We start from the raw sequence: 21,427 nt of genomic DNA on the forward strand, positions 1-21,427 counted from the left end.
TCGCGCACCCAGCTCTGCAGCTCGATAATCAAGAGGCGGCGACGCTCGTGAAAGGCGCCCAGGCGCTCCCGCGAGCTCTCCAGAACGAGTTCAGCTTCTCGTGCTTGGACCAGCGTCGTCGGCAACCCGTCTCAACGGCTTCGAGTCGCCCCCCACTTGGGCCCTGAGCTTACCTCCTATCCATAATGACGGTCTGCGGAAATTTCTTGAGCCCGCCCGTTTTCCGTCGCCTATATGCGTCCGGCTCCCTCGAAGAGGCGCGGGTTCGAGCGGCGAACATGACGCAGTTTCGATCCGCACGTGATCGAGGCCATTCGCTCAACGATGCCGGGCGCCGGGACTGCGTCCAACCCTTTCTTCACGAAGCCAAGAAGTCCAAATGCGGTGCCGTCACTCCAGAATGCCGGTCCGGCGCTCATTTCCGTTCAATACGCTTATAGCCGGCCCGCTCAGGAATCTCGCTCCAAAACTGTACTTGATCGTTATCGAGCGAGCCTGCGCCCACTGACGCCCGCCTGCACACCCTCTGCCGCGGCCTGCACACCGATCAATGCTAAACGTTCTACCCCACGGGCGCTTCTCCTTCGCCGCAGTCGGGAATCTTGGTCAAACCGACTGATGGCGGCTCAAACGTCCCGATTGCCCGAATCTCGGCAATGCGCCCGTCAGAAGGTGCGGCGAAAGGCAACACGCGGCTTCAACGATTGTGCCGACTTAGATTCAGCTTGTGTTTGTTTTGGCATACGCCAATCCGCTTTTTGCTCGCTCGATGACGTCGCCGAAGTGGAGCAGCTCAAAATAGGCCTCGCCCAACTACGAGGGCCCAAACGGAGGCTAAATTGAACCATCCCGCGACTGAAAAACGTGTCCACGACCCGCTCAAGGGCAGCGGATTGACCATGTCGCGATAAGATAACTGTAAAATTGCCTCGGCCCGCCTCCCGATTTCGCCGCAAGCAAATGAGCGTACTCTGAAAGGTCGCTGACATGTTCGTCATCGACACTCCGGAGACCTTGAATTCGATCATAATGGCTGAGCCTTCTTTGCTGAACAGAGCAATGTCTGGCCGCTTGTCGCCATCGCCCGCTTGGCAAGCAGCTTTTGGAACTCCTGGTCGATGGTCACTTTGGAAGATTTTTTGCTGTCATCCCATGACCGCACCCGGATCACCGCGCAGCTTACTCATGCCGTCTATGTTGGTCCGTCCGGAAAATATCTGTTGATTCGTCAGGGTGCGAAGCTGATCGGCAAAGACGACAGCTCTGTCGCGTTCGGCCAGAGCCGCATCCTCTTGGGGTACCCGCGTCGTCAGCCCGGCGGCAACTCGATTGTGCTGGAACGCCAACCCGGCGCCTGCGGCAGCAGCCGCTGAGCTGGCGAGAGAGGGTCTGAGGCGCTTCCTCAGACGGGGCGGTTTTCGCTTCTATTCTTCACCGGCTGCATTTTAGCCAGGCCGTCCTCGTATGGGATGTCCGTGTATGATCCATCGATATCCTTGGCCGCGTCAAGCAAGTAGTCGAGTCTACCGGCGGTACCCAGCTTCTTGATGTCATTCTTCTCGACGCCGGCGAGGTCCATCATCTCTTTCCACACCGTTGATTCGTCGCAAGGCAGAATGCGGAAGGTGATGTCGCCTATCTTGGTGCGGTACTTCGCGAGCAGATCAATGTTGTTGCAGAACATGAAATAGTTGCCTTCGGGGCTCAGCCTGCCGTCCAGCACCTTTGCGGCCTCAGGTAGATACGCAAACGAATGCAGATATCCGGCAAGAACTGCGATGGTCGGTTCGCCCTCCTGCGCGATTGCGAGAACTTGTTCGATAGAATAGTCAGGCGGTCGTTTTTCGTCGGCGAGCTGGGCTTGAAATTTCAGCGCGATGTCGCCTCGAAATCCAAATCGTCCCGACTTCGTTGTTTCGCTCTTAAGAACCGCATTCAGCAAGCGTCCCTCCCTGTCCAACGGGCCAAGAGCGGTGTTGTCGATCGACGTCATGGAGCCTCCTCATCAGAGTGTGGTATGCATGCGTCGCCCAATGCGACGTGTCCGCTACCCCTATGCAAGTTGTTTGCCGTCCCGCTAGGTGCCGGCACAATACGAGTTCTGGCCGAACGACGTCCGGACGTGGCAAATCCGCCTGTCGGAAAGCCGACGCGTCGCAAATCGAACGTTGGGCTCCTGCAAAATGAACTGATTCCAGCTGCATCTCAACTGGCATGGGATTTGCGAATTTGGCCTTGCGACAGGAACTGAGAGCGAGCCAGAGATGATCAATCTAACGGATAGCGCCATAAGCGTACTGAAGGCTGCAATCGCCTCGACGACGCAGGCCGCAAGCGGTTTGCGGATTATGGTCGAAGGCGGCGGCTGTCAAGGGTTCACATACAAAATGGATCTTGCTCATGAGCCGAGCTCCGATGAGACCGTGATCGAACAAGGCGGGGTTAAACTCTTCGTCAATAACGCGAGCCAAGCGTATCTCAACGGCACCACGATCGATTTCGTGGTGTCGCTCGAAGGATCAGGGTTTCGCTTCGATAACCCAAATGCCAACTCGAGCTGCTCCTGCGGCAAATCGTTCAGCTAAGCTGCGTTGGGACCATTTAGCGATGGAAGAGCATCAAACGTGGGCCTGAAGGCTAAGCCAACGAAGCACCCTTTGACTGTCGAGGCTTCCGATCGCGAGCTGAATATCCGCGCCGTGCTCGATGAGATTCGGCCGAGCCTCAGGCGTGATCGCGGATGTTGTGAGCTGTCAAAAATCGACGCAACAAGATCGTGATCAGGCTCACCGAATTCTGCGTGTTGTGTAAGCTTGCCGGCAGGACGGTGGCCGCCATTCGGGCGCGCCTGATCGAGCGGCGCGCAGTGTTCGTCCACCTGATCCCGCTTCCAGGCTCCAAAGTAGGACGTTAAGTGCAGAGGGGAGAGCCCGTGCGACCGATCTACCTGGACAACAACGCGACGACCCGTGCGGATCCTTTGGTGGTCGCGGCAATGCTGCCGTTCTTCTCTGCGCAATTCGGCAATGCGTCGTCCGCGCATGCATTCGGCACTGAGGTTGCGCCCGCATTGAAACAGGCGCGCCGGAAGCTGCAGGGCCTGATTGGCGCCGCATTCGATCATGAGATCGTCTTCACCTCGGGCGCGACTGAATCCGACAACACAGCGATCCTATCCGCGCTCGCCGTGCAGGAGGGACGCGACGAGATCGTCACGACGGCCGTTGAGCATCCGTCCGTGCTGTCCCTTATCAAGGAACTGGGCCGACGCGGAATCAAAACCCATCTGATTCCGGTCGATGCAAGCGGCAGATTGGACATCGAGACTTATCGCAACGCATTGTCAAAGCGCACGTCGATCGTCTCGGTCATGTGGGCCAATAACGAAACCGGTACCATTTTTCCGGTGAAATCCCTCGCCAAGATGGCGCGCTCGGTCGGCGCGCTCTTTCACACCGACGCCGTCCAAGCGGTCGGGCGGATTCCGATCAACCTGAAGACTACGGACATCGACATGCTTTCGCTCTCGGGCCATAAGTTCCATGGCCCGAAGGGAATCGGCGCCCTGTACGTGCGCAAGGGAGTCGAGTTACGGCCGTTGATCTTCGGCGGCCCACAGGAGCGGCGTCGCCGCGCTGGTACCCAGAACGTTCCGGGGATAGTTGGGCTGGGCAAGGCGGCGGAACTCGCTGCGGCACACCTCAAAAAAGAGCAGATGAATATTGGCGCCCTTCGCGATCAGCTGGAGCAAGGCATTCTTGCTCTCGGTTGTTGCATGGTGCTTGGTGAAATCAAGAACCGTTTGCCAAATACGTCGAACATTGCCTTTGAGCATCTCGAAGCAGAGGCTATCGTGCACCAGCTCAACCGCAACGGAATTGCCGTCTCACTCGGTTCGGCCTGCGCGTCCGGCTCGATGGAGCCGTCCCATGTGCTGCGCGCCATGGGCGTACCACCGGCCTTTGTCCGCGGTGCGGTTCGCTTCTCGCTCTCGCACGAGACCGCGCCGGATGAGATCGATCGTGTCCTGCAAGTTCTGCCGGAGATCACTGCCAAACAGAGAGCCTTGTGGCGTGCGTGTCAGGAGCGCGCGGACGCGAGTTCGCAACCTGCGGAGCTCCTATGAAAGTCATGATTCGTCGTTCGCCGGAAACGGGTCTTTCGATTTATGTACCTAAGAAAGATCTTGAGGAGCCGATTGTCGAGTGGGAGCACGAAACGCTGTGGGGTGGTTGGATCAGGATCGCGAACGGTTGGGTGCTCGACCTACCCGCTATGGCGAGTGACACCAGGCTACCAATCACCATCAACGCCAAGAAGCGCGGAGGCGAAGCAACTGAAGAATGAATGCTGCGATTCTATGGAACCTCGTCAAACGGGGGGATATCCAGGGAAGTTTTGGCGGGGTGCGGTCCGAGCATGCCGGTCCCCCTCGCAAGCGCTTGCAGCCTTCTGCTGGCTCGATGAGACATCAGCGACATAGCGTTTGAGCGGCAGTTCGTGCGATGTCGACCGAGGCGGCTGCAGCTTCTGAATCTGATCGGCATCCACAACCGCACGACCTAGAGCTGCCCACCGAGGCGCGGGACGGACGGTCGAATTCGTGCGCGTCGGTACCTGGCGCGGGGTTATTGATAGTTCTTCCGGAATGTCACCCAGCGGCCCCCTGATCTTCCACGGCGTAGCTCGCTAACCGGGCTGCTTGGTCTGCGTCTACGAAGAATCTCAGGCGTCCTTCAAAGCGTCTGGAAAGTCTTTTGCAGATCGTGCTTTGCAGAGCGTCACATTGTGGCGAGAAGATCAACTTTCAACGCTCGCCACCCGCTCTGCTCTTTGCCAGCGGCATAGGTGAAGCAACCTACCCGTCGTCAAAACCACGTTGCCAACGCTCTTGTGATCGCAACCTCTGTCAGGTTTCCAACATGACTTGATAAAACTGACATTCGAGCAAGCATTGCCTAACTGCTTGAAGCCAATCAAAAAAGTCATTTTTGGCAGGCATGGCACGCCAGTTGCTCTTGGCTTTCAGAAACGACTCTGGGGATGCCTGCCGAAAGGGTTCGGTTTGCGAAGAGAATTGGAACGATGAGTACTTCAGCGCAACACCAGGTCTCCTGCGGATGCGGCGAGATCCGCGAGACTCTGCAAGTCACGGGTAAGCAGCAGGGCTGCGGTACAATCGGCGGCAGCGGGAAGGCGGGCTGCGGATCTCAGGCGGACATCGGCAATTTGCCAAATGAGGTCTGGGAAAAGGTCAAGAACCATCCCTGCTACAGCGAGGAGGCGCACCACCATTATGCCCGCATGCATGTCGCGGTCGCACCCGCTTGCAATATCCAGTGCAATTACTGCAATCGTAAATATGATTGCGCCAACGAATCGCGCCCGGGCATTGCCAGCGAAAAGTTGACGCCGGAGCAGGCCGCCAAGAAGGTGCTAGCGGTCGCCTCCGCGATCCCTCAGATGAGCGTCGTCGGGGTTGCCGGCCCTGGCGACCCCCTGGCGAATCCAGACAAGACATTCAGGACGTTCGAGCTCATCGACAAGCTCGCGCCAGATATCAAGCTCTGCCTCTCCACGAACGGTCTTGCGCTAGCCGATCATGTCGACACGATCGCAAGACTCAAGGTGGATCACGTGACGATCACGATCAACATGATCGATCCCGAAATTGGTGCAAAGATCTATCCCTGGATCTTTTACCGCCACAAGCGCTACACCGGCATCGAAGCGGCAAGCATCCTCAGCACTCGGCAGCTGCAGGGCCTGGAGATGCTCACCGCCCGCGGCATCCTGTGCAAAGTCAACTCGGTGATGATTCCCGGGATTAACGATGAGCATCTGGTTGAGGTCAATAGGGCTGTGAAGTCACGCGGTGCCTTCCTGCACAACGTGACGCCGCTGATATCGTCGCCCGAGCACGGGACCGTGTTTGGCCTCAGCGGGCAACGCAGCCCGACGGCACAGGAAGTGACAGCGCTACAGGATAGCTGCGAAAGCGAGATGAACATGATGCGTCACTGTCGCCAGTGCCGGGCCGACGCCGTCGGACTGCTCGGCGAGGACCGCGGCGCGGAGTTCACGATGGAAAAGATCATGACGATGGACATCAAGTACGACGAGCAGCCCCGAAAGGAGTATCAGGCCAAAATCGAGAAGGCGCGCATTACAAAGTTCGCGGCTACGCAGCAGGAGCTGGCCGGGCTCGCCAGCGCTTCCAGCGAAATCAAGGTACTGGTGGCGGTTGCAACCAGAGGCTCGGGATTAATCAACCAGCACTTCGGTCATGCCACGGAGTTCCAGATCTACGAGCTCTCGACTTCAGGCGCAAAATTCGTCGGCCATCGTCCTATCCAGCCCTATTGCCAGGGCGGCCATGGCGAGGAGAGCAAGCTCGAAATCGCCATCGGCGCGATAGAGGATTGCCACGCCGTATTTGTGTCAAAGATCGGCGGCTGCCCCAAAGCCGAATTGATCGAGGCCGGCATCGAGCCGGTCGATCAGTACGCCTGCGAGTTCATCGATGCCTCCGCGATCGCCTGGTTCAAACTCTATCTCGAAAAAGTCAATGAAGGGAAGATCAAGCACGTTGAACGGGTCGATCCGGCAGCCCGCCACAACGCCGTGATTTCCGCCGCCTGAGGATGGGCACAGATAATGCCGTTCAAGATCATCGCCTCGCAGTGCACGGGCTGTTCAGCTTGCGAAACGCAATGCCCAAATCTTGCTATTTCCGAGGTAGCCGGCGCTTTCCTGATCGATTCGGAGCAATGCACCGAGTGCGCCGGCTACTTTGACGAACCGCAATGCGTGGCGGTTTGTCCGGTTGACAACACATGCGTGCTCGACACAGCACTGCCACGCTATCGGGCGCCCCCTTGAGGACCACAACATGGATGTCACCACCACACGAACGGCTCAGAAACTCGCGTGGATGATGCTCGGCATAGACGAAAGGCCCGGCCGCGGCTTACGCCTTCTCAGACCGGGTGGACGGTTCGGTCGTCGAGTTTTTCGCGAGCTACCAAGGCATATTCTAGCGACGCGATCGTCGACGGAACGCGTCCGGCTATGCTGCCGAGCCGAAGGCCGCCGTCTTGAGCGTCGAGGATCGATTTCGCCGATGGGTCTACCAAGAGCGGACTCGTCTTCCGCGACACCAATCCAATCACCTGGCGATCATTGAACGAGCAACATTCATGCCCGAGGCCTTCTTCAGTCCGCCATCCGAAAGCCGAGTCCTGTGTTGCTCGCGCGTTGTGGAGGCGGTCGAGCATCATCCCAGCGCGGCAGAACCAGCCTATCACCTCGATGACGTTGCCGACAATGCAGCTGCGCCAAGCAAAGGCGTTCGCACCCGATTACATTCTGGGAGACGAACTTCCTGGCGTCCGGCGCGGTCGGCGCCAAGAAGCCCGAACTCGGCTGCCATGAGAGCACCTCGCGGGGCCATTCCTGTTGTCATTGAAGAAGAAGTTGGAGATACCTCTCCGTCAACTCAAGCAAGGACGGCGGCTGTCGAAGAACTGCCGAGGCTCGGTCCCGCGCACAAGATCGGGGCCTCGGGGTAGTCAGGCACGCTCGAGCGTATGGGCCGGATCGTGAGTGATGACGTCCGCGATGCCCTCAGTTGCCGGAGTAATCAAGTCGGCTCTGGGGCTGTGTGCATCCCGCGCTGAAGCGCGCGGCTCGCTGCGAGCTCAGGCACGCCTCCGTCGGTGCCGCGTCAAGTGCTTCTTCAACATCAACCATTGGCTCACGAATGTTTATCTCGAGCATGTTGAGTTTAAGTTGCAGGGCTTGATGTTGCCGCACGGGATCCCGGCACCGTTATGAAACGCCTGATTGCAAGCCGCGCGCGGTGCGGGCGATGGGTTGATCGAGGATTGTGATGGGCGCCGGTAAGGTCGGGCGCTCGCGAGGCGCGGTACAGTTGAAGCACGGAACGGGGACGACAGCATGAGCAACATCGCCCGGGATAGTGAAATCGTCGAGTTGACGGACCCGCCCTTCTTTGATTATGGCGACAAGGTGCGGGCCAACCGCACCATCCGCAACGACGGCACTTACGTGGGTAAGGAGATCGGTGAGGTTTTGGTCAAGAAAGGGGAGCTTGGCTATGTCGTCTCGATCGGCACGTTCCTGCAACAGTTTTATATCTATGGGGTCGAATTCCTCGACTCGGGCTATCGCGTCGGCATGAAATGCAAGGAGCTCGATCTAGTAAGACGACTCCCTGGAGGCGAGGAGCCTTTTGTACCAGGAGCGGCACGCCGATGATCGAGATAAGATTGCCAAAATATCGCTCAGGCCAACGTGTCAAGGCGGCAATCGATCTGCTCAACGACGGTTCCTTTCCCGACGCGTCGGCGGAAGAGTGTCTGGTCAGCGTCGGACAGATTGGTGAGATCGTCCAGGTCGGTCGCCATACGGAAGCGAACCGACCCATCTATATGGTCGACTTCGGCAAGCAGTTGGTGGTTGGCTGCCTCGAGGCAGAGATCTCCTCAGTCCACGACATCGCGCAATGAACGCCGCCATCATCAGACGCCATCATTCCGGATTGCCTGCGCATCCCAACGAGCTCGACCGGTGGCGGATCGTGCGCGCGCTGACGAGGCGCGAGCGCTACCGATATGTCTCGCCAAAGGTGACAGCGGTTGCTGGCGGCTATGTTGTCGAGAGCCCGTGCTGCTCAGGCAATATCGATGCGGAGGGAGGCCTCGTCGAGGTCGCGTTGCTGCACCACGATAGGACCGGGGCGGCATGGCAGCTGTTCCGCAAAGATCACGGCAAGGGCGTCTGGGAGTGGCATTCGACCCATCAACGGCTTTGCGCGGCGACAGCGGTTCTGAACGCCGACCCTGAACGTTTGTTCTGGCAGTAAGGATCCAGAGATGGTGCTCGAAGGCGAATTGACGAATATCGAGCGGACGCTCGCCGCCATTGATACGGCCTCTGAGCCCTGCCTGACGCTCCGGCAGAATTTTCCACATCTCGCCTGGATTAGTTGCGACGCCTCCGACATAACGCAGACTCCTTGCCGCCGCCTCGGACAGTTCGAGCTGCATCTGCTCGACACTAGCGGTCACTGTGCACAGATCACGAATGATCCGCAGCGCGCCACAGGCATTGTGCTGGCCAAGCGCTCTGGCAGCTCATGATCAAGCAATCGCGCGCCGGTACCAGGCTCACACAGGACGGCAAGGCGCGCAGGATGTTTGCCATGCTGTAGCGCCCGGCCCTGGCAATATCGCGATCAGGTCGCTCGCTCGTTCGTCCGCTCCATGACACGGGCCGGCGATGGTCTCGCAGAAATGTTCGCTGACGGCAGGTCGCCTAGATATCTCAACGTGGCTTATGAAATCAAGGATCCTGCGGTAGATCAAATTAGGAACGGGCGAGCCGTGTTCGATCGGCTGACGAGGCGCAACGCTCAGGCATCGCAAGAGTCGCCTTCATGGGTACGCGCTCGAAGCCGCAGGACTTCATAAATTAGAAGACGGCGTTTCTTCTTCGCGTGGTAACCCCGTGCAATCGCCGCGGAGCCGTGCAAGTGACGAGTATAAGTGCCGCGGCCGATCCAGCGGTGCGCGGATCAACAGCGGATCAACACTGGAAATGTCTTGGTGAGTTGATGTCGCGGCGTTCAAATCAAGAAGGGCTCCTCGACGCGCCTTTCGAAGATGCTTCCAGCGTCCCTCTGCTATCGTTTGCTTCCATGTTGAAGCTGGGTCACGTGCATGTCCAGAATCGGTTTGTTGCGTGGATCGAAATCCAGGGGGTAGGACAAATTCCCGTGTAGTTCCATTCTTATCTCGAATAGAAAAATGCGCTTGAACAGTTGTCGATGACCATTGATATGGTAATGGGAAGCAGTTGCGTCTTCGCCAAAAACAAGGCGCTACAGGCAAGTGTGCAAAGCGAAATGGGAGAACTTCACGTAGCCAAAAGCACCAAGCGCAAAGAGTATAGTAAAGATGACGTCAAGCTGCTCAAAGCGCACTCAAAGGCCCGCACCCCTGTAGCTAGGGTCTCAAAGCTTATGAAGCGATCCGAGGGCTCTCTAAGACAGAAAGCACGTAACTTGGGGATCGGCTTGGGTCACCAGCGCTGAGATGTGATTCAAATTTCGAAAATCGACCGGCGTGATCCGGCCAGCCGGTTTACGGCCGCTGGCCAGCCGATCGTTTCGGGTCTCTGTCCCCGCAGGTCAGCTCGTCGTCAACGAGCTGACCGCTTTTCCGATCGGTCGGCTCACTTGGCCTAAACCTCGTCGATTGTCATGGTTTCAATCAGCCCTGATAATGCCACTCGTCCGCCCATTGTGCGGATTGCATCTGTCAGTATTTACTCAGTCCGGAAATACGGTCCGCGAGCGTGCCGGCGGATCATGAGCTCGGTCGGCAGAACCATTCGGCGCTGAGCTGGGTCCCGCTGCCGCCTAGCCTTCTGGAGACGCGCGACTGCAACCTAGAGTGGCTCCAAGAGGCGCTTGGCACCGTCCGCAGGCGCCAGCATCGTCGGCCTACCGCATATCGTGAGAGCCGGCCTGCGGCTGACGCAGATCACCCTGACGCTGCAGTCGAGTAAGCCGCAGAAAGGCGAATAGCCGCGGTCCGACCTCCTTCGAATGCGGGAGCTGCTCTCGCTGCTCTTTCAATTACACGATCGACATGTTGCTTCAGCCGATTTTAAGCGTGTCGCCGCCGATTTCGCGGTTGCAAGGGCAGAGCTCATCAGTCTGTATCGCATCCAGAACGCGGAGCGTGTCCCTCGGATTGCGGCCGACGTTGAGGCTTGTCGCATAGACATGCTGGATCGTGTTCTCAGGATCGATGATGAAGGTGTAGCGATGAGCGATGCCGTCACGTGAACGTACTCCAAGGCCATCGACCAGCGCGCCCTTTGTGTCGGAAAACTGCCAGATCGCTAGACGGTGCAAGTCCTTGTGCTCACGCCGCCAGGCGAGCTTGCAGAACTCGTTATCGGTTGAGCCACCAAGCACGATTGCATCGCGATCGGCGAAATCCTTGGACAGGCGGGCAAACTCAACGATTTCCGTTGGGCAGACGAATGTGAAGTCCTTAGGATAAAAGAAGATGACTTTCCATTTGCCGGGGAAACTCCTCTCAGTCAGCGTCTCGAAGGCATTGTTCCCGTTCTCCTCTTGCAGGTGAAAGCCGGGCTTCACGCCTGTGATGTCGAACGACGGCAGCTTACTTCCAATTCCAAGCATATTGTCCTCACAGATCGCGTCACGCGGAAACAGCGTTCTGCACAAGCAAAGCAAGCGATATGCCACCCGATCTGGCGCCAAGTACCAACCGCGCCGATCATCAAACATTCGCCCTTGACGATGGCTCTGATCCTCGAAAGCGATCTGCACCGTGTGGTCTCTCGGGCTAAGGCCAGGCTGTCCCGTTTCGCGCTCTTTCGCCTGACACTTGTAGTGGAAACCACGCGCCGCCGCTTTGTCCGGTTTCTGTCAGAGCTCTTGAGGCTGTCGGTGCGCCATAGCATGGCCGGAGTTATTTTGTCTAACTTGATCAGACGCTTAATGCGCGTGCGAACGAAATGGCACGCCAGTTGCTAACCCGATGCAGCAACAACGAGCAAGGGCTGAGGGCACGCCGACGCCGATGGGCGAGCGATGGCCTCCTTCCCGAAACTCGTGTGCACACGTTTCTCAGAGAGAAACGGCCTCGCGCGTTCGGCGCGAAAAATTGGCAATCGGTTGATGGAGAGCAACATGTCTTCACTGAGACAAATCGCGTTTTACGGCAAGGGTGGCATCGGCAAATCGACAACGTCACAAAATACGCTGGCGGCCCTTGCTGAGCTGGGCCAAAGGATTCTGATCGTCGGCTGTGATCCCAAAGCGGACTCGACCCGCCTCATCCTGCACGCCAAGGCGCAGGACACCATTCTCAGCCTGGCGGCTAATGCCGGCAGCGTCGAGGACCTCGAAATCGAGGACGTCATCAAGCTCGGCTACAAGGACATTCGATGCGTCGAGTCCGGCGGTCCGGAGCCGGGGGTCGGATGCGCCGGAAGAGGCGTCATCACTTCCATCAACTTTTTGGAGGAGAATGGCGCCTATGAGGACATCGACTACGTCTCTTACGACGTGCTCGGCGACGTCGTTTGCGGTGGCTTCGCGATGCCTATCCGCGAGAATAAGGCACAGGAAATCTACATCGTGATGTCCGGTGAGATGATGGCGATGTATGCCGCCAACAACATCTCCAAGGGCATTCTGAAGTATGCCAATTCCGGCGGCGTGCGCCTTGGCGGGCTGATCTGCAACGAGCGGCAAACCGACAAGGAGCTGGAGCTTGCAGATGCGCTTGCCAAGAAGCTCGGAAGCAAGCTGATCTACTTTGTGCCGCGCGACAATGTGGTGCAGCACGCGGAGCTGCGCCGCATGACGGTGCTGGAATACGCGCCGGAGTCCAAGCAGGCGGATCATTATCGCAATCTTGCGACTAAGATCCACAATAATGCTGGACAAGGCGCTATCCCGACGCCAATCAGCATGGACGAGCTCGAGGACATGCTCATGGAGCACGGCATCATCAAGCCGGTCGACGAGAGCCTAGTCGGCAAGTCTGCCGCCGAGCTCGCCGCTGTTTCGGCATAGCTCATGTTGTCGGCCTTCTCGACCGGGAAGGCCGACATCGTCCACTCAGAAGCAAGCGGACCTTCATGATCGGCACACAAGAGGATTGGTGATACGATGTCGCCTCTTGTATCGGCAGTTCACGTCGCCGACCAGCGCGATGCGAGCGAACTCTACGGCCTTCTGACGGGGCGCCATCCAACAGAAGTCGACATCGACGACATTGACGGTTTCGATCGCCATGTACTCGCTTGCGGTCTCGCCGCAGCCGCTATGGATGGCGGCGAACTTCCCGAACGGGCTGGCTTGACCAACCAGGAGCTCAATTCGCTCTTGGTGCAATACTTCCCATCCACCCCGGTCAGGAGCTGGACCTGGGGCGAACAGTCCGCATTACCGGTTCCTGACGAGAGGATTATGGTGCGCGACCTCCTGCTTGCGCAACGTTCCACCCATGGCGAGGTCGGCGGCTGGCTGGCAGCGATGATCGCGCGGCGCGCTATGGAGCCTAATCACTTGTGGGAAGATCTCGGTCTGCGGACGCGGGACGAATTGTCCTGCCTCCTGGCGCGCCATTTCGGGCCGCTGGCGGCTCGCAACACCAAGAACATGCGCTGGAAGCGCTTCTTCTATCGCATGCTATGCGAAGATGACGGCTTGGTGATGTGTACCACGCCGGTTTGTACGGAATGCAATGATTTTGATATTTGCTTCGGCGAGGAGAGCGAGGAGAGCGAGGAGAGCGGGGAGAGCCGGATGGCCGGACGCCGGCGGGATCATCTGCGTCGTCTCGATAACTCCGTCCAAGCCATCCCAGGTTCTCAAGACTGAGCTCATAATGATGCACCCTCCTCGGCGCCATTTCCGGTATATCGGCGAGTTTCGGCCAGCTCTCACGCGAGAACACTGAGGGTTTGAAAGGACACCGGGGGCAAACGATTGCGCGCAGCGAGCCTACGGCCGCCGCGGCTGTACCTGACGGTCGCGGGTTGATGTTTGGCGGGGGTGACGGTCACATTTGCCGCCCAAATGCTCCTTCTTGACGTGCGAGCGAGGCCAACATGCGCCTGATGATCGCGCCGACTGAACTTGCTACGAACGCGGAGCTGTGATTGGACAAACCGGCGGTTCAAACTACTTCTTCACGCATCCAGAGTGCACCCACCTTCCACGAAGTGCTGCAGCTTGAGCTGATGCTCGAACCGGCGCCTGGCTAGGAAGCTTGCAGCCTCGGCGCCTGCCGTCAACTCGGTCGCGAGCACACCGAACCTGACGCTCCGCCGTTTTTAACCGTCGGGTTTGCGACACACTCGGGTAAGCTAAAATACTCATTCAGAGGTTCTTGGGAATCGGACAAGTTGGCACGGCAGTTGCTGAAGCTCCCGGAACAACATACGGAGCCGCTGATGGCGTTCGTTGCCGCCACGACCATTGCCGACGAACATCGATTCAGATCCATAGTTCTCAACGACACGACCTTGCGCGACGGCGAACAGGCACCCGGCATGACCTTCACGACCACGGAAAAGGTCTCGATCGCGCGTGCGCTGGCGGGGGCCGGGATCACGGAGATGACAATGACGACGGACGGGATTCTTGCGCGATTGAATAAGGCCTCGGCGGCAGAGGAGTTTTTTGAGCTGCTCGGCGTCGAGTACGAGGCGAAAATCGTCAACGTGGCGCGGCTGCACATTCTGCGTCGCATGGGTCAATACCTCGCGTGCGAGACGTTGAGCGGTGCATCCGATCCCGACATCGCCTTGCGCTGCAAAGCCACGCTTGAGCGCGCCTATGCCGACTTCGTCACGTCTTCCCCCATCGAACAACGCGTATTCAAGGTCCTGAAGGATGCGGCCGCACAACGACCCAACAAGCATCGAGCATTGGTTCAGCTCGGTTCCTTGGAATGAATTGAGCTTACCGGTCGTGCTCTCGCCCGTGTAAGTTCACGGAGCCTGCCGCCACGCAGGCCATCGATTCAAGCCGAAGTTGAAGCTACGGCCGGCGGATCCGCAGATGTTACTCTCGGCTCCTTAACGGCCAATCACGGCTTAGCCCGCTTATTTCCAGCGTTTGAAGCTGGTGGCCAGGGTGCACCTATCTCCTGTGACCGTACGCCGGCGGGGGGCACACATTGGGCAAGGAAAGCGCATCAACGTTCGGATGACCGCCTTCTGTCGCCTTCCGGACATGCGTCAGCACCGTTATCGAATGTTCCCATCCTCGCCAGAGGCTGCCAAGCCGATTTCCTTCAGCAAGATTCTGTACTGGCGGCCAATTTTCATCGCATGCGCATTTGGTACGACATTTGCTGACATAAGCTCCGCTAGTCTGGAGAAGCGCATGCACATCTTGATCCGCATCGAGCTCGTTTTTGACGCCGCGCAGGTTTGCGCGCGATGATGCGTCGCCATGCCAAAGTGATTGTCGCATGTCCGGCTGAGCTGAAAGCTGCGCTTGATCCGCGCCAAAGGTTCGTCGACGAAATCACCGCCGTTCGCCGATCCCTGGCCGAAGTGTGGCGGCGGCAGCCCTTGCTGCCCAGCGCCACCCGTGTGGCACCGTTGACGGGCGGCTTGACCGCCGGCGCTCGTGCCCTCGGCAAGAGTTGTTGGCCTCTCGCTGCAATCGGCAGGATCTCGAGGCCATTCGGAGCAGTGGATCGCGTTTTCACCAGCAAGCACGCGTCCCACAACGATACCAGCCGAGCTTCTGGCAGGGTCCTCGATCCGTTCCAGCTCGGTTGCATCTCGACGATGAGGGGGACCCATCCATCGGATCACGGGACCGCGCGCTTAGATGCCGCTCCAGCGCCTATTGCCAAATGGTGCCCCAGAATGCCGAACCCCGGAAAGAACCCGAAACGCGCTTCCGGGGTCATCCACACATTGACCGATGTCTGTCTTGGCCCGCGCTGCTGCCAGGCGGTGCTGGCACAATGACGGCGGGCATCCGGTTGAAAATTTAACTGAGATCTTCAAGCGCGAAGTCGAAGCTCAAAGGCGGAGCACGCTTCGCTGGCGAGCCGCTACTGAACACGGATGGGAGTACACATGATGAGCACCGCACCCAAAAGCGCAGCTCCGGCCGCGGGTGGTGGTCGCGCGGCGACCAAGAGGGAGCTGCCCGAACGATTTAAGGCCTATAGGCACGTCTGGGTCTTCATCGAGCAGGAACGCGGGGTTGTGCACCCCGTCTCCTGGGAGCTGATGGGAGCCGGCCGCCGACTCGCCGATAAGCTCAACGTCGATCTCGCCGCGGTCGTCATTGGCCCGGTCGGGGAGACAACGCAGCAGGCTGTCGCCGAATCCTTCTGCTACGGCGGCGACCTCGCCTATATCGTCGCGGACAATCTCTTGGCCGATTATCGCAACGAGCCCTATACCAAGGCCCTGTCTGAGCTGGTCAACATTTACAAGCCGGAAATCCTACTCCTAGGGGCAACTACACTCGGCCGCGACCTCGCCGGCTCAGTGGCCACCACACTGCTCACCGGGCTTACCGCCGACTGCACCGAGCTCGATGTCGATGCCGACGGCTCGCTTGCAGCGACCCGGCCGACGTTTGGCGGCTCACTGTTGTGCACGATCTATACACTCAATTATCGTCCACAGATGGCAACCGTCCGCCCGCGGGTGATGCCAATGCCCGCGCGCGTGACGGGCGCCGTCTCGCGCGTGATCTCGCATCCGCTCGGGCTCGTAGAAGAGGATATCGTCACAAAAGTCCTGTCGTTCCTGCCCGACCGCGATTCTACGAAGTCCAACCTTGCCTATGCCGACGTGGTCGTCGCTGGAGGGCTTGGTCTGGGATCGCCCGAGAACTTCCAACTCGTACAGCAGCTTGCAGACGTGCTTGGCGCCGAATATGGCTGCTCGCGGCCGCTGGTCCAGAAGGGCTGGGTCACCTCGGACCGGCAAATCGGCCAGACCGGGAAAACCATTCGGCCAAAGCTTTATATCGCGGCCGGTATTTCCGGGGCGATCCAGCATCGCGTCGGCGTAGAGGGGGGCGACCTCATCGTTGCGATCAATACCGACAAGAACGCCCCGATCTTCGACTTCGCCCATATCGGCATCGTCACCGACGCCATTCGACTGTTGCCGGCATTGACCTCTGCATTCCGCGCGCGGCTCTCGCCGCACTCGCACGACCGCATCGCCGGCTAGGGAGCTTGTTATGATCGAGGAAAAATTCGACGCGATCGTCGTCGGTGCTGGCATGGGCGGGAATGCGGCGGCGCTTACCATGGCCGAGCGGGGCCTCAAAGTGCTGCAGCTGGAGCGCGGCGAGTATTCGGGGTCCAAGAACGTGCAGGGCGCCATCCTTTATGCCGACATGCTGGAGAAGCTGATCCCGAATTTCCGAGAAGATGCGCCGCTTGAGCGGCATCTGGTCGAGCAACGCTTCTGGATCGTGGACGAGCGTTCGCACACGGGGCTTCACTATCGCTCCGATGATTTCAATGAGGAGAAGCCGAACCGCTACACCATCATCCGGGCCCAATTCGATAAATGGTTCTCGCAGAAGGTTCGCGAGGCCGGCGCCACGGTGCTCTGCGAGACCACGGTGACCGAGCTCCTCCGGGATTCCCATGGGAGGGTCGTCGGGGTGCGCACAGACCGCGAGGGGGGAGAAATCCATGCAGATGTCGTCGTGCTGGCGGAGGGGGTGAACGGGGTGCTCGGGACGCGTGCAGGCTTAAGAGGGCGGCCGAAAGCGGATAAGGTGGCACTCGCGGTCAAGGAAATGCACTTCCTGTCGCGCGAGACAATCGATGCTCGCTTCAATCTCAAGGGCGACGAGGGGCTCGTCATCGAAGCCGCCGGAACCATCTCCCGCGGCATGACCGGTATGGGTTTCATCTATGCCAACAAGGAATGCATCTCGCTGGGTATTGGGTGTCTCGTTGCCGACTTCCAGCGTACCGGCGAGACGCCCTACGGCCTGCTGGAGAACTTCAAGCGTCACCCCTCGGTCGCGCCGCTGATCGAGGGTTCGGAAGTAAAGGAATATTCCGCGCATTTGATCCCCGAAGGTGGGTACAAGGCCATCCCGCAGCTTTGTGGGGAGGGCTGGCTCGTCGTTGGAGACGCCGCCCAGCTCAACAACGCCATCCATCGCGAGGGGTCCAACCTGGCGATGACCTCCGGCCGTATCGCGGCGGAAGCGATATGTCTCATCAAATCGCGAAAAGCTCCAATGACGGCCAAAAACCTTTCACTTTACAACAAAATGCTGAACGATTCCTTCGTGATCAAGGACCTGAAGAAGTACAAGGATATGCCGGCACTGTTGCATACCCACTCCCAGAACTTCTTTCTCACATATCCGCAACTCTTCTCGAAGGCGATGCAGGACTACGTGCGCGTCGACGGCACACCAAAGCTCGAGAAGGAGAAGCTAATGCTGAAGTCGTTCATCAAGGCGCGGTCATGGAGTGGACTGTTCAGCGATGCCCTGCGCATTGCGCGCGCCTGGCGCTGATGACAAAGCAGATGACGATGAACGAAGGAGCCAAAAACGTGCCGAGCGAGCCATCCGGACGTGTCGAGGACAAACTATTCTACAACCGTTATCTCGTTGATTCCGGCCCCGCCCATATCAAGGTGCGGCCGCACACCACGCCATCGCCGCGGCTCCTATCGATGCTGAAGGCCTGCCCTGCGCGGTGCTACGAGCTCAACGATAAAGGCCATGTTGAGGTTACAGTCGACGGGTGTATCGAGTGCGGCACCTGCCGGGTAATCTGCGAAGAAGGCGGTGATATCGAGTGGAGCTACCCACGCGGTGGTTACGGTGTTCTATTCAAATTTGGCTGAAGGTCCAGGGAAGGACCTGACGTTGGCCCGATCCAGCGTTCTCGATGCAAGAGATCAGCGCGACATCGAGATTTCACCCGGGCACATTTACGGGTCGTAATCTTTCCATCTACCGGGCGGGCCCTTGCGTGCTGGACAACCGCAGCTTGTCACGTTTCGCGATAGTATGCCCGAAGATAACCAAAGCGAGCGGATCAAAAAGGGGGCCGCGCATTTGTAAGATTCGATCGTCCATCTCGTATCTGGTCGACGGATCTTGTTTCTCTTGCCAAACTCTCTGGTCGGTTTGGTCCTCTTTGGAAGGGCTGGCGGCGATCCGCCTGCTGCGACCGCCTCGCGGCGCTGCCCAACACCTGCGTACGAAATGCTCGAAGCTTGACTTCGCTCGCCCACAGCCGCCGTCCGACAGCTGAGAAAAGCAAGAGCAGATCACGGAATTTGCGCCATCCAGAGTCCTTTGCGCGACCGCAGGCTCCGCGATCGTCAGGCGGGCTGCGCACATGCGGCACACAATTTTGCACTTTCATTCGGCTGTATCGGCGGGATATATCGTCGGCCGGAGAGCATAGCCATGGTTCGAGTACAAAAGAGCAGGGCAGCCGCTAACGCGCGGCGAGCAGAGGCACGTCGTCAGAGTTCGGCTGGTGACATCCAGGCGCGCATAGCCGAACTGAGAGGTTTGCCGCGCGAGGAGCTCGCGGATGCGGTGTTCATGCTCTCGATGAATGCAAGACGGCAGGGCGAGTTGACACGGCAGGCGATGGACAAGCGCGCCGAGTTCGACCTCGACTTTGACCCGCCGGCGAATGCCGATTTGGCGACCTATCTCGCGAATGATATGGTCTCGATTCTACGCCGCCACGCTGCCAAGCTTCCGAGCTTGCTGGATGTCTTGGTTCAGCGAGCGCCTGACGTCTGCTTCACCGTCCATCGGGAGGAGGCTGTTTCGCTGCTTGCCGCAACCCTTCGCGAACAGCGGCTCGAAGGAGTCCTTGAAGGTCTCAGGCTCGCCGGGCTCTTGAGTACGCCAGCGAAGGATCGCCATGCCGGGATCGGTTCGGCAGCGGATTTGGGTGGAGCTGCCGACCGCGCGTGAATGTCCAGGGCGCTCGCGGGGACACTCCCTGCAGTCGGAATGTCCACTGGGAACGGGATCTCAGAAATCTCGGCGCCTGCTTGCGAGGCCAAGACCGCGTCGAAAGTCGCGGCGCAGTTCCTTTGTTGCGCCAGAGCGGCGAAACGCGCCGCTCAACTCGGCGAGGCGCTCTGGTTGAAATCGGCCGTTCCGCGAGTCGCTGGGTGCACGCTGGTGGAGGACCCAGGAAGGTCAAGCAAATGTTCCCCGACCCAGTCGATAATAGCAGACAAGCTCAGTGGCGGTCCGCTGCAAACCGGGCAAAGGACCATCTCGCGTAGCGCTGGATCGCCGAGATGAACGCTCCGCCACGCGTCTGCCATACACCCATTATTTTTATACCGAGAAAATGCGCCGAACTCGCCTCGGCTATTCGCTGGATTCGCGAGCCGCACAGACATCGCCGAACCTCGCGACACGACACGGCGAAGACCTGGCCGAAACTTGCGGCTGAGTGCGGCGGAGCGGCGCGTCGCGCGCCAATGCCGGCCAGGTCGGTCAACAAGCCCGCTCAAAGCTCACGCAAGCGCCTTGCATGCTACGAGTAGCGGCACTTCAGTGAGCTGCTGTAATAAGTTGAAAGCATCCGATCCCAACTTCCATCACGATCAGCACGACTATAACCCACTCAAGACGCAACGAGCGCCGTGTGTCGACGATGTCCGTCAGTGCGTTAGCCGTTCCGGAGATGGCCGACAGCTTGCGGTCAAGCATCTCAAGACGCTCCTTCAGTTCGTATTCGTCTTTCAGACGCGAATTGAGCCGCTCGAGCTCCGGCTTCTCTCAGAGTGCGTCGGGCTTTTCGGCAATTGCGACGCGGCCCGCGACGCGCTGCTGAACCAGGAGCGCATTGCCGATCACTTGGAGAATGCCCGTGCGCCCCCGCGGCGTCCGGCCGCCTTCGGCTAGTTCACCGTCCCCGCCGTCGGTCCACTGGTAGATTCCCTTTTTTGCCAGAGCGGACCGGTGTGCACTCAGCCTTCGCTCCGTCTGCGACATTTCGACAGCAAGAGCTATGCCAGAAGAACGCCGTGCCTGGATATGATCGTCGTGTTGGCCATGCTTGCACTGTGCACCATCGTCTGACTCCGGCAAGCGAGCTTTCGTGGCCGCCGGGAGCATCAGCCGCACAGCTGGCGGCGCATTGCTGTTCCGTTCGCACGGCGATCTCGGCAGCGAATTGTTCGTGCCATTCCGGGTGTGCTATCGTGCCAGACGCGATGGCCGGGCAAGCCGATTGGCGACTGGCGTATCGTCCGCACCCTGGGCTTCCGCATTGCGACACTGAGGGTCGCGGCCAGCAGGTCTCGGCCCAGAGGGCTTGCATCGGCACCTGGTTCACGGCGACTTTTCTGGCCACACCATCACCCCGCCATTCTCGGCGCCGTATCCTCGGCGGTGCGCTGGGAACGCGGCCAGCTCAATTGTCTATGCCTGGACAATCACGGTGCCGGCCTCGGCGATTGTTGCGGCGCTGACCTGGTGGGCGTCAATGCTTTCCATGTTCTCGTCAGGACACGAACTTCAGCCCGACAATGCCGGCGACAATCAGTCCCATGCTGGCAACGCGAAAACGCTGCGGCTGGCTTCCCGAAGAGGATAATGCCGAGCGCTGCGGGCCCGACCGCACCAATGCCGGTCCAGACCGCATAGGCAGTTCCAATGGGCAGCGTCTTCAGGGCAACGCCGAGCAGGATCACGCCGCCGGCCATTGCCGCGAGCGTGAGCACGGACGGAAAGAGCTTGCTGAAGCCGTCGGTGTATTTGAGGCCGATTGCGCAGCCGACCTCCAGCAGGCCCGCGACCAACAAAATGCTCCAGGCCATGGCGACCCTCCCTTCATGGCAG

The 21,427-nt window shown here is 59.1% G+C and carries 20 protein-coding genes and 4 pseudogenes; 19 read left to right on the plus strand and 5 right to left on the minus strand.

Features of this window, described 5'->3' with window-relative positions; all coding sequences use genetic code 11:
- Window positions 1–1,163: 1,163 nt before the first annotated feature.
- Window positions 1,164–1,355, plus strand: a pseudogene (locus BRA1417_RS0109450) (TrbI/VirB10 family protein); the annotation flags it as partial.
- 47 nt (window positions 1,356–1,402) lie between these two features.
- Here the strand turns inward: BRA1417_RS0109450 and BRA1417_RS0109455 are convergent.
- Window positions 1,403–1,993 (minus strand): hypothetical protein, encoded by a 591-nt coding sequence (locus BRA1417_RS0109455; protein ID WP_027515614.1) that lies wholly within the window; start codon window positions 1,991–1,993, stop codon window positions 1,403–1,405.
- A gap of 271 nt (window positions 1,994–2,264) precedes the next feature.
- On the opposite strand from BRA1417_RS0109455, the gene BRA1417_RS0109460 reads away from it, so the two are divergent.
- The 10 genes from BRA1417_RS0109460 to BRA1417_RS46170 all read left to right on the plus strand — a co-directional run bounded on the left by BRA1417_RS0109460 (window position 2,265) and on the right by BRA1417_RS46170 (window position 10,117).
- Window positions 2,265–2,585: an iron-sulfur cluster assembly accessory protein gene (locus BRA1417_RS0109460; protein ID WP_027515615.1), complete on the plus strand. Its 321-nt coding sequence runs from the start codon at window positions 2,265–2,267 to the stop codon at window positions 2,583–2,585.
- 347 nt (window positions 2,586–2,932) lie between these two features.
- Window positions 2,933–4,126 carry a cysteine desulfurase NifS gene (gene nifS, locus BRA1417_RS0109465; protein ID WP_027515616.1) on the plus strand — a complete coding sequence of 398 codons (1,194 nt, stop codon included), beginning with the start codon at window positions 2,933–2,935 and terminating at the stop codon, window positions 4,124–4,126.
- On the plus strand, window positions 4,123–4,347 hold the full coding sequence (nifT, locus tag BRA1417_RS0109470) for a putative nitrogen fixation protein NifT (protein WP_027515617.1): 225 nt from the start codon (window positions 4,123–4,125) through the stop codon (window positions 4,345–4,347). Before nifS ends, nifT begins: the two co-directional genes overlap by 4 nt.
- Before the next feature lie 738 nt (window positions 4,348–5,085).
- Complete coding sequence (gene nifB, locus BRA1417_RS0109475; protein ID WP_027515618.1) at window positions 5,086–6,642, plus strand: nitrogenase cofactor biosynthesis protein NifB; 1,557 nt, start codon at window positions 5,086–5,088, stop codon at window positions 6,640–6,642.
- Between the two features lie 15 nt (window positions 6,643–6,657).
- Complete coding sequence (locus tag BRA1417_RS42330; protein WP_084462149.1) at window positions 6,658–6,882, plus strand: 4Fe-4S binding protein; 225 nt, start codon at window positions 6,658–6,660, stop codon at window positions 6,880–6,882.
- 1,077 nt (window positions 6,883–7,959) lie between these two features.
- Window positions 7,960–8,280 carry a nitrogen fixation protein NifZ gene (locus BRA1417_RS0109485; RefSeq protein ID WP_027515620.1) on the plus strand — a complete coding sequence of 107 codons (321 nt, stop codon included), beginning with the start codon at window positions 7,960–7,962 and terminating at the stop codon, window positions 8,278–8,280.
- Entirely contained in the window at window positions 8,277–8,531 is a 255-nt protein-coding gene (locus BRA1417_RS0109490; protein WP_027515621.1) for a nitrogen fixation protein NifZ, read from the plus strand. Before BRA1417_RS0109485 ends, BRA1417_RS0109490 begins: the two co-directional genes overlap by 4 nt.
- Window positions 8,528–8,887 carry a hypothetical protein gene (locus BRA1417_RS0109495; RefSeq protein ID WP_027515622.1) on the plus strand — a complete coding sequence of 120 codons (360 nt, stop codon included), beginning with the start codon at window positions 8,528–8,530 and terminating at the stop codon, window positions 8,885–8,887. Before BRA1417_RS0109490 ends, BRA1417_RS0109495 begins: the two co-directional genes overlap by 4 nt.
- 10 nt (window positions 8,888–8,897) lie before the next feature.
- Window positions 8,898–9,164 carry a DUF6129 family protein gene (locus BRA1417_RS0109500; protein ID WP_027515623.1) on the plus strand — a complete coding sequence of 89 codons (267 nt, stop codon included), beginning with the start codon at window positions 8,898–8,900 and terminating at the stop codon, window positions 9,162–9,164.
- Between the two features lie 764 nt (window positions 9,165–9,928).
- Window positions 9,929–10,117: a hypothetical protein gene (locus tag BRA1417_RS46170; protein ID WP_035969187.1), complete on the plus strand. Its 189-nt coding sequence runs from the start codon at window positions 9,929–9,931 to the stop codon at window positions 10,115–10,117.
- Window positions 10,118–10,684: 567 nt separating this feature from the next.
- Here BRA1417_RS46170 and BRA1417_RS0109510 read toward each other — a convergent pair.
- Window positions 10,685–11,239 (minus strand): peroxiredoxin, encoded by a 555-nt coding sequence (locus BRA1417_RS0109510; protein WP_027515625.1) that lies wholly within the window; start codon window positions 11,237–11,239, stop codon window positions 10,685–10,687.
- Between the two features lie 513 nt (window positions 11,240–11,752).
- Here BRA1417_RS0109510 and nifH point away from each other — a divergent pair.
- The 4 genes and pseudogenes from nifH to nifW all read left to right on the plus strand — a co-directional run bounded on the left by nifH (window position 11,753) and on the right by nifW (window position 14,532).
- The gene (gene nifH, locus BRA1417_RS0109520) at window positions 11,753–12,643 is read left to right on the plus strand and encodes a nitrogenase iron protein (protein WP_027515627.1); all 891 of its coding nucleotides are present in this window, start codon (window positions 11,753–11,755) and stop codon (window positions 12,641–12,643) included.
- Between the two features lie 96 nt (window positions 12,644–12,739).
- Window positions 12,740–13,453, plus strand: coding sequence for a nitrogen fixation protein NifQ (locus BRA1417_RS0109525; protein WP_084462150.1), 714 nt, complete (start codon window positions 12,740–12,742; stop codon window positions 13,451–13,453).
- Between the two features lie 575 nt (window positions 13,454–14,028).
- Window positions 14,029–14,190, plus strand: a pseudogene (locus tag BRA1417_RS44680) (homocitrate synthase); the annotation flags it as partial.
- Window positions 14,191–14,199: 9 nt separating this feature from the next.
- Window positions 14,200–14,532, plus strand: coding sequence for a nitrogenase stabilizing/protective protein NifW (gene nifW, locus BRA1417_RS0109535; protein WP_027515629.1), 333 nt, complete (start codon window positions 14,200–14,202; stop codon window positions 14,530–14,532).
- 294 nt (window positions 14,533–14,826) lie between these two features.
- Here the strand turns inward: nifW and BRA1417_RS43725 are convergent, their stop codons facing one another.
- Window positions 14,827–15,306 carry a hypothetical protein gene (locus BRA1417_RS43725; protein WP_156948652.1) on the minus strand — a complete coding sequence of 160 codons (480 nt, stop codon included), beginning with the start codon at window positions 15,304–15,306 and terminating at the stop codon, window positions 14,827–14,829.
- A 369-nt stretch (window positions 15,307–15,675) separates the two neighbouring features.
- On the opposite strand from BRA1417_RS43725, the gene BRA1417_RS0109545 reads away from it, so the two are divergent.
- From BRA1417_RS0109545 to BRA1417_RS0109565, 4 genes are all read left to right on the plus strand, one after another.
- The gene (locus BRA1417_RS0109545; protein WP_371259984.1) at window positions 15,676–16,791 is read left to right on the plus strand and encodes an electron transfer flavoprotein subunit alpha/FixB family protein; all 1,116 of its coding nucleotides are present in this window, start codon (window positions 15,676–15,678) and stop codon (window positions 16,789–16,791) included.
- 10 nt (window positions 16,792–16,801) lie between these two features.
- The gene (locus BRA1417_RS0109550) at window positions 16,802–18,109 is read left to right on the plus strand and encodes an FAD-binding protein (protein ID WP_027515632.1); all 1,308 of its coding nucleotides are present in this window, start codon (window positions 16,802–16,804) and stop codon (window positions 18,107–18,109) included.
- A gap of 17 nt (window positions 18,110–18,126) precedes the next feature.
- Window positions 18,127–18,444, plus strand: a complete 318-nt coding sequence (locus tag BRA1417_RS0109555) for a ferredoxin family protein (RefSeq protein WP_371260015.1) — start codon at window positions 18,127–18,129, stop codon at window positions 18,442–18,444.
- Between the two features lie 679 nt (window positions 18,445–19,123).
- Window positions 19,124–19,540 (plus strand): hypothetical protein, encoded by a 417-nt coding sequence (locus BRA1417_RS0109565; RefSeq protein ID WP_245286165.1) that lies wholly within the window; start codon window positions 19,124–19,126, stop codon window positions 19,538–19,540.
- A gap of 594 nt (window positions 19,541–20,134) precedes the next feature.
- Here BRA1417_RS0109565 and BRA1417_RS42335 read toward each other — a convergent pair.
- Together BRA1417_RS42335 and sugE are read right to left on the minus strand one after the other, a co-directional pair.
- Window positions 20,135–20,494, minus strand: a pseudogene (locus BRA1417_RS42335) (RMD1 family protein); the annotation flags it as partial.
- A gap of 595 nt (window positions 20,495–21,089) precedes the next feature.
- Window positions 21,090–21,405: pseudogene (gene sugE, locus BRA1417_RS39775) on the minus strand (quaternary ammonium compound efflux SMR transporter SugE).
- Between the last annotated feature and the right edge of the window lie 22 nt (window positions 21,406–21,427).

Source organism: Bradyrhizobium sp. WSM1417, from assembly GCF_000515415.1.
In the GTDB taxonomy this organism is placed as follows: Bacteria; Pseudomonadota; Alphaproteobacteria; order Rhizobiales; family Xanthobacteraceae; genus Bradyrhizobium.

Coding starts and splice junctions, on each gene's coding strand:
- BRA1417_RS0109455 (WP_027515614.1), bottom strand. CDS start 1,993: ATGACGTCGATCGACAACACCGCTCTTGGCCCGTTGGACAGGGAGGGA.
- BRA1417_RS0109460 (WP_027515615.1), top strand. CDS start 2,265: ATGATCAATCTAACGGATAGCGCCATAAGCGTACTGAAGGCTGCAATC.
- nifT (WP_027515617.1), top strand. CDS start 4,123: ATGAAAGTCATGATTCGTCGTTCGCCGGAAACGGGTCTTTCGATTTAT.
- nifB (WP_027515618.1), top strand. CDS start 5,086: ATGAGTACTTCAGCGCAACACCAGGTCTCCTGCGGATGCGGCGAGATC.
- BRA1417_RS42330 (WP_084462149.1), top strand. CDS start 6,658: ATGCCGTTCAAGATCATCGCCTCGCAGTGCACGGGCTGTTCAGCTTGC.
- BRA1417_RS0109485 (WP_027515620.1), top strand. CDS start 7,960: ATGAGCAACATCGCCCGGGATAGTGAAATCGTCGAGTTGACGGACCCG.
- BRA1417_RS0109490 (WP_027515621.1), top strand. CDS start 8,277: ATGATCGAGATAAGATTGCCAAAATATCGCTCAGGCCAACGTGTCAAG.
- BRA1417_RS0109495 (WP_027515622.1), top strand. CDS start 8,528: ATGAACGCCGCCATCATCAGACGCCATCATTCCGGATTGCCTGCGCAT.
- BRA1417_RS0109500 (WP_027515623.1), top strand. CDS start 8,898: ATGGTGCTCGAAGGCGAATTGACGAATATCGAGCGGACGCTCGCCGCC.
- BRA1417_RS46170 (WP_035969187.1), top strand. CDS start 9,929: ATGGGAGAACTTCACGTAGCCAAAAGCACCAAGCGCAAAGAGTATAGT.
- BRA1417_RS0109510 (WP_027515625.1), bottom strand. CDS start 11,239: ATGCTTGGAATTGGAAGTAAGCTGCCGTCGTTCGACATCACAGGCGTG.
- nifH (WP_027515627.1), top strand. CDS start 11,753: ATGTCTTCACTGAGACAAATCGCGTTTTACGGCAAGGGTGGCATCGGC.
- BRA1417_RS0109525 (WP_084462150.1), top strand. CDS start 12,740: ATGTCGCCTCTTGTATCGGCAGTTCACGTCGCCGACCAGCGCGATGCG.
- nifW (WP_027515629.1), top strand. CDS start 14,200: ATGACGACGGACGGGATTCTTGCGCGATTGAATAAGGCCTCGGCGGCA.
- BRA1417_RS0109545 (WP_371259984.1), top strand. CDS start 15,676: ATGATGAGCACCGCACCCAAAAGCGCAGCTCCGGCCGCGGGTGGTGGT.
- BRA1417_RS0109550 (WP_027515632.1), top strand. CDS start 16,802: ATGATCGAGGAAAAATTCGACGCGATCGTCGTCGGTGCTGGCATGGGC.
- BRA1417_RS0109555 (WP_371260015.1), top strand. CDS start 18,127: ATGAACGAAGGAGCCAAAAACGTGCCGAGCGAGCCATCCGGACGTGTC.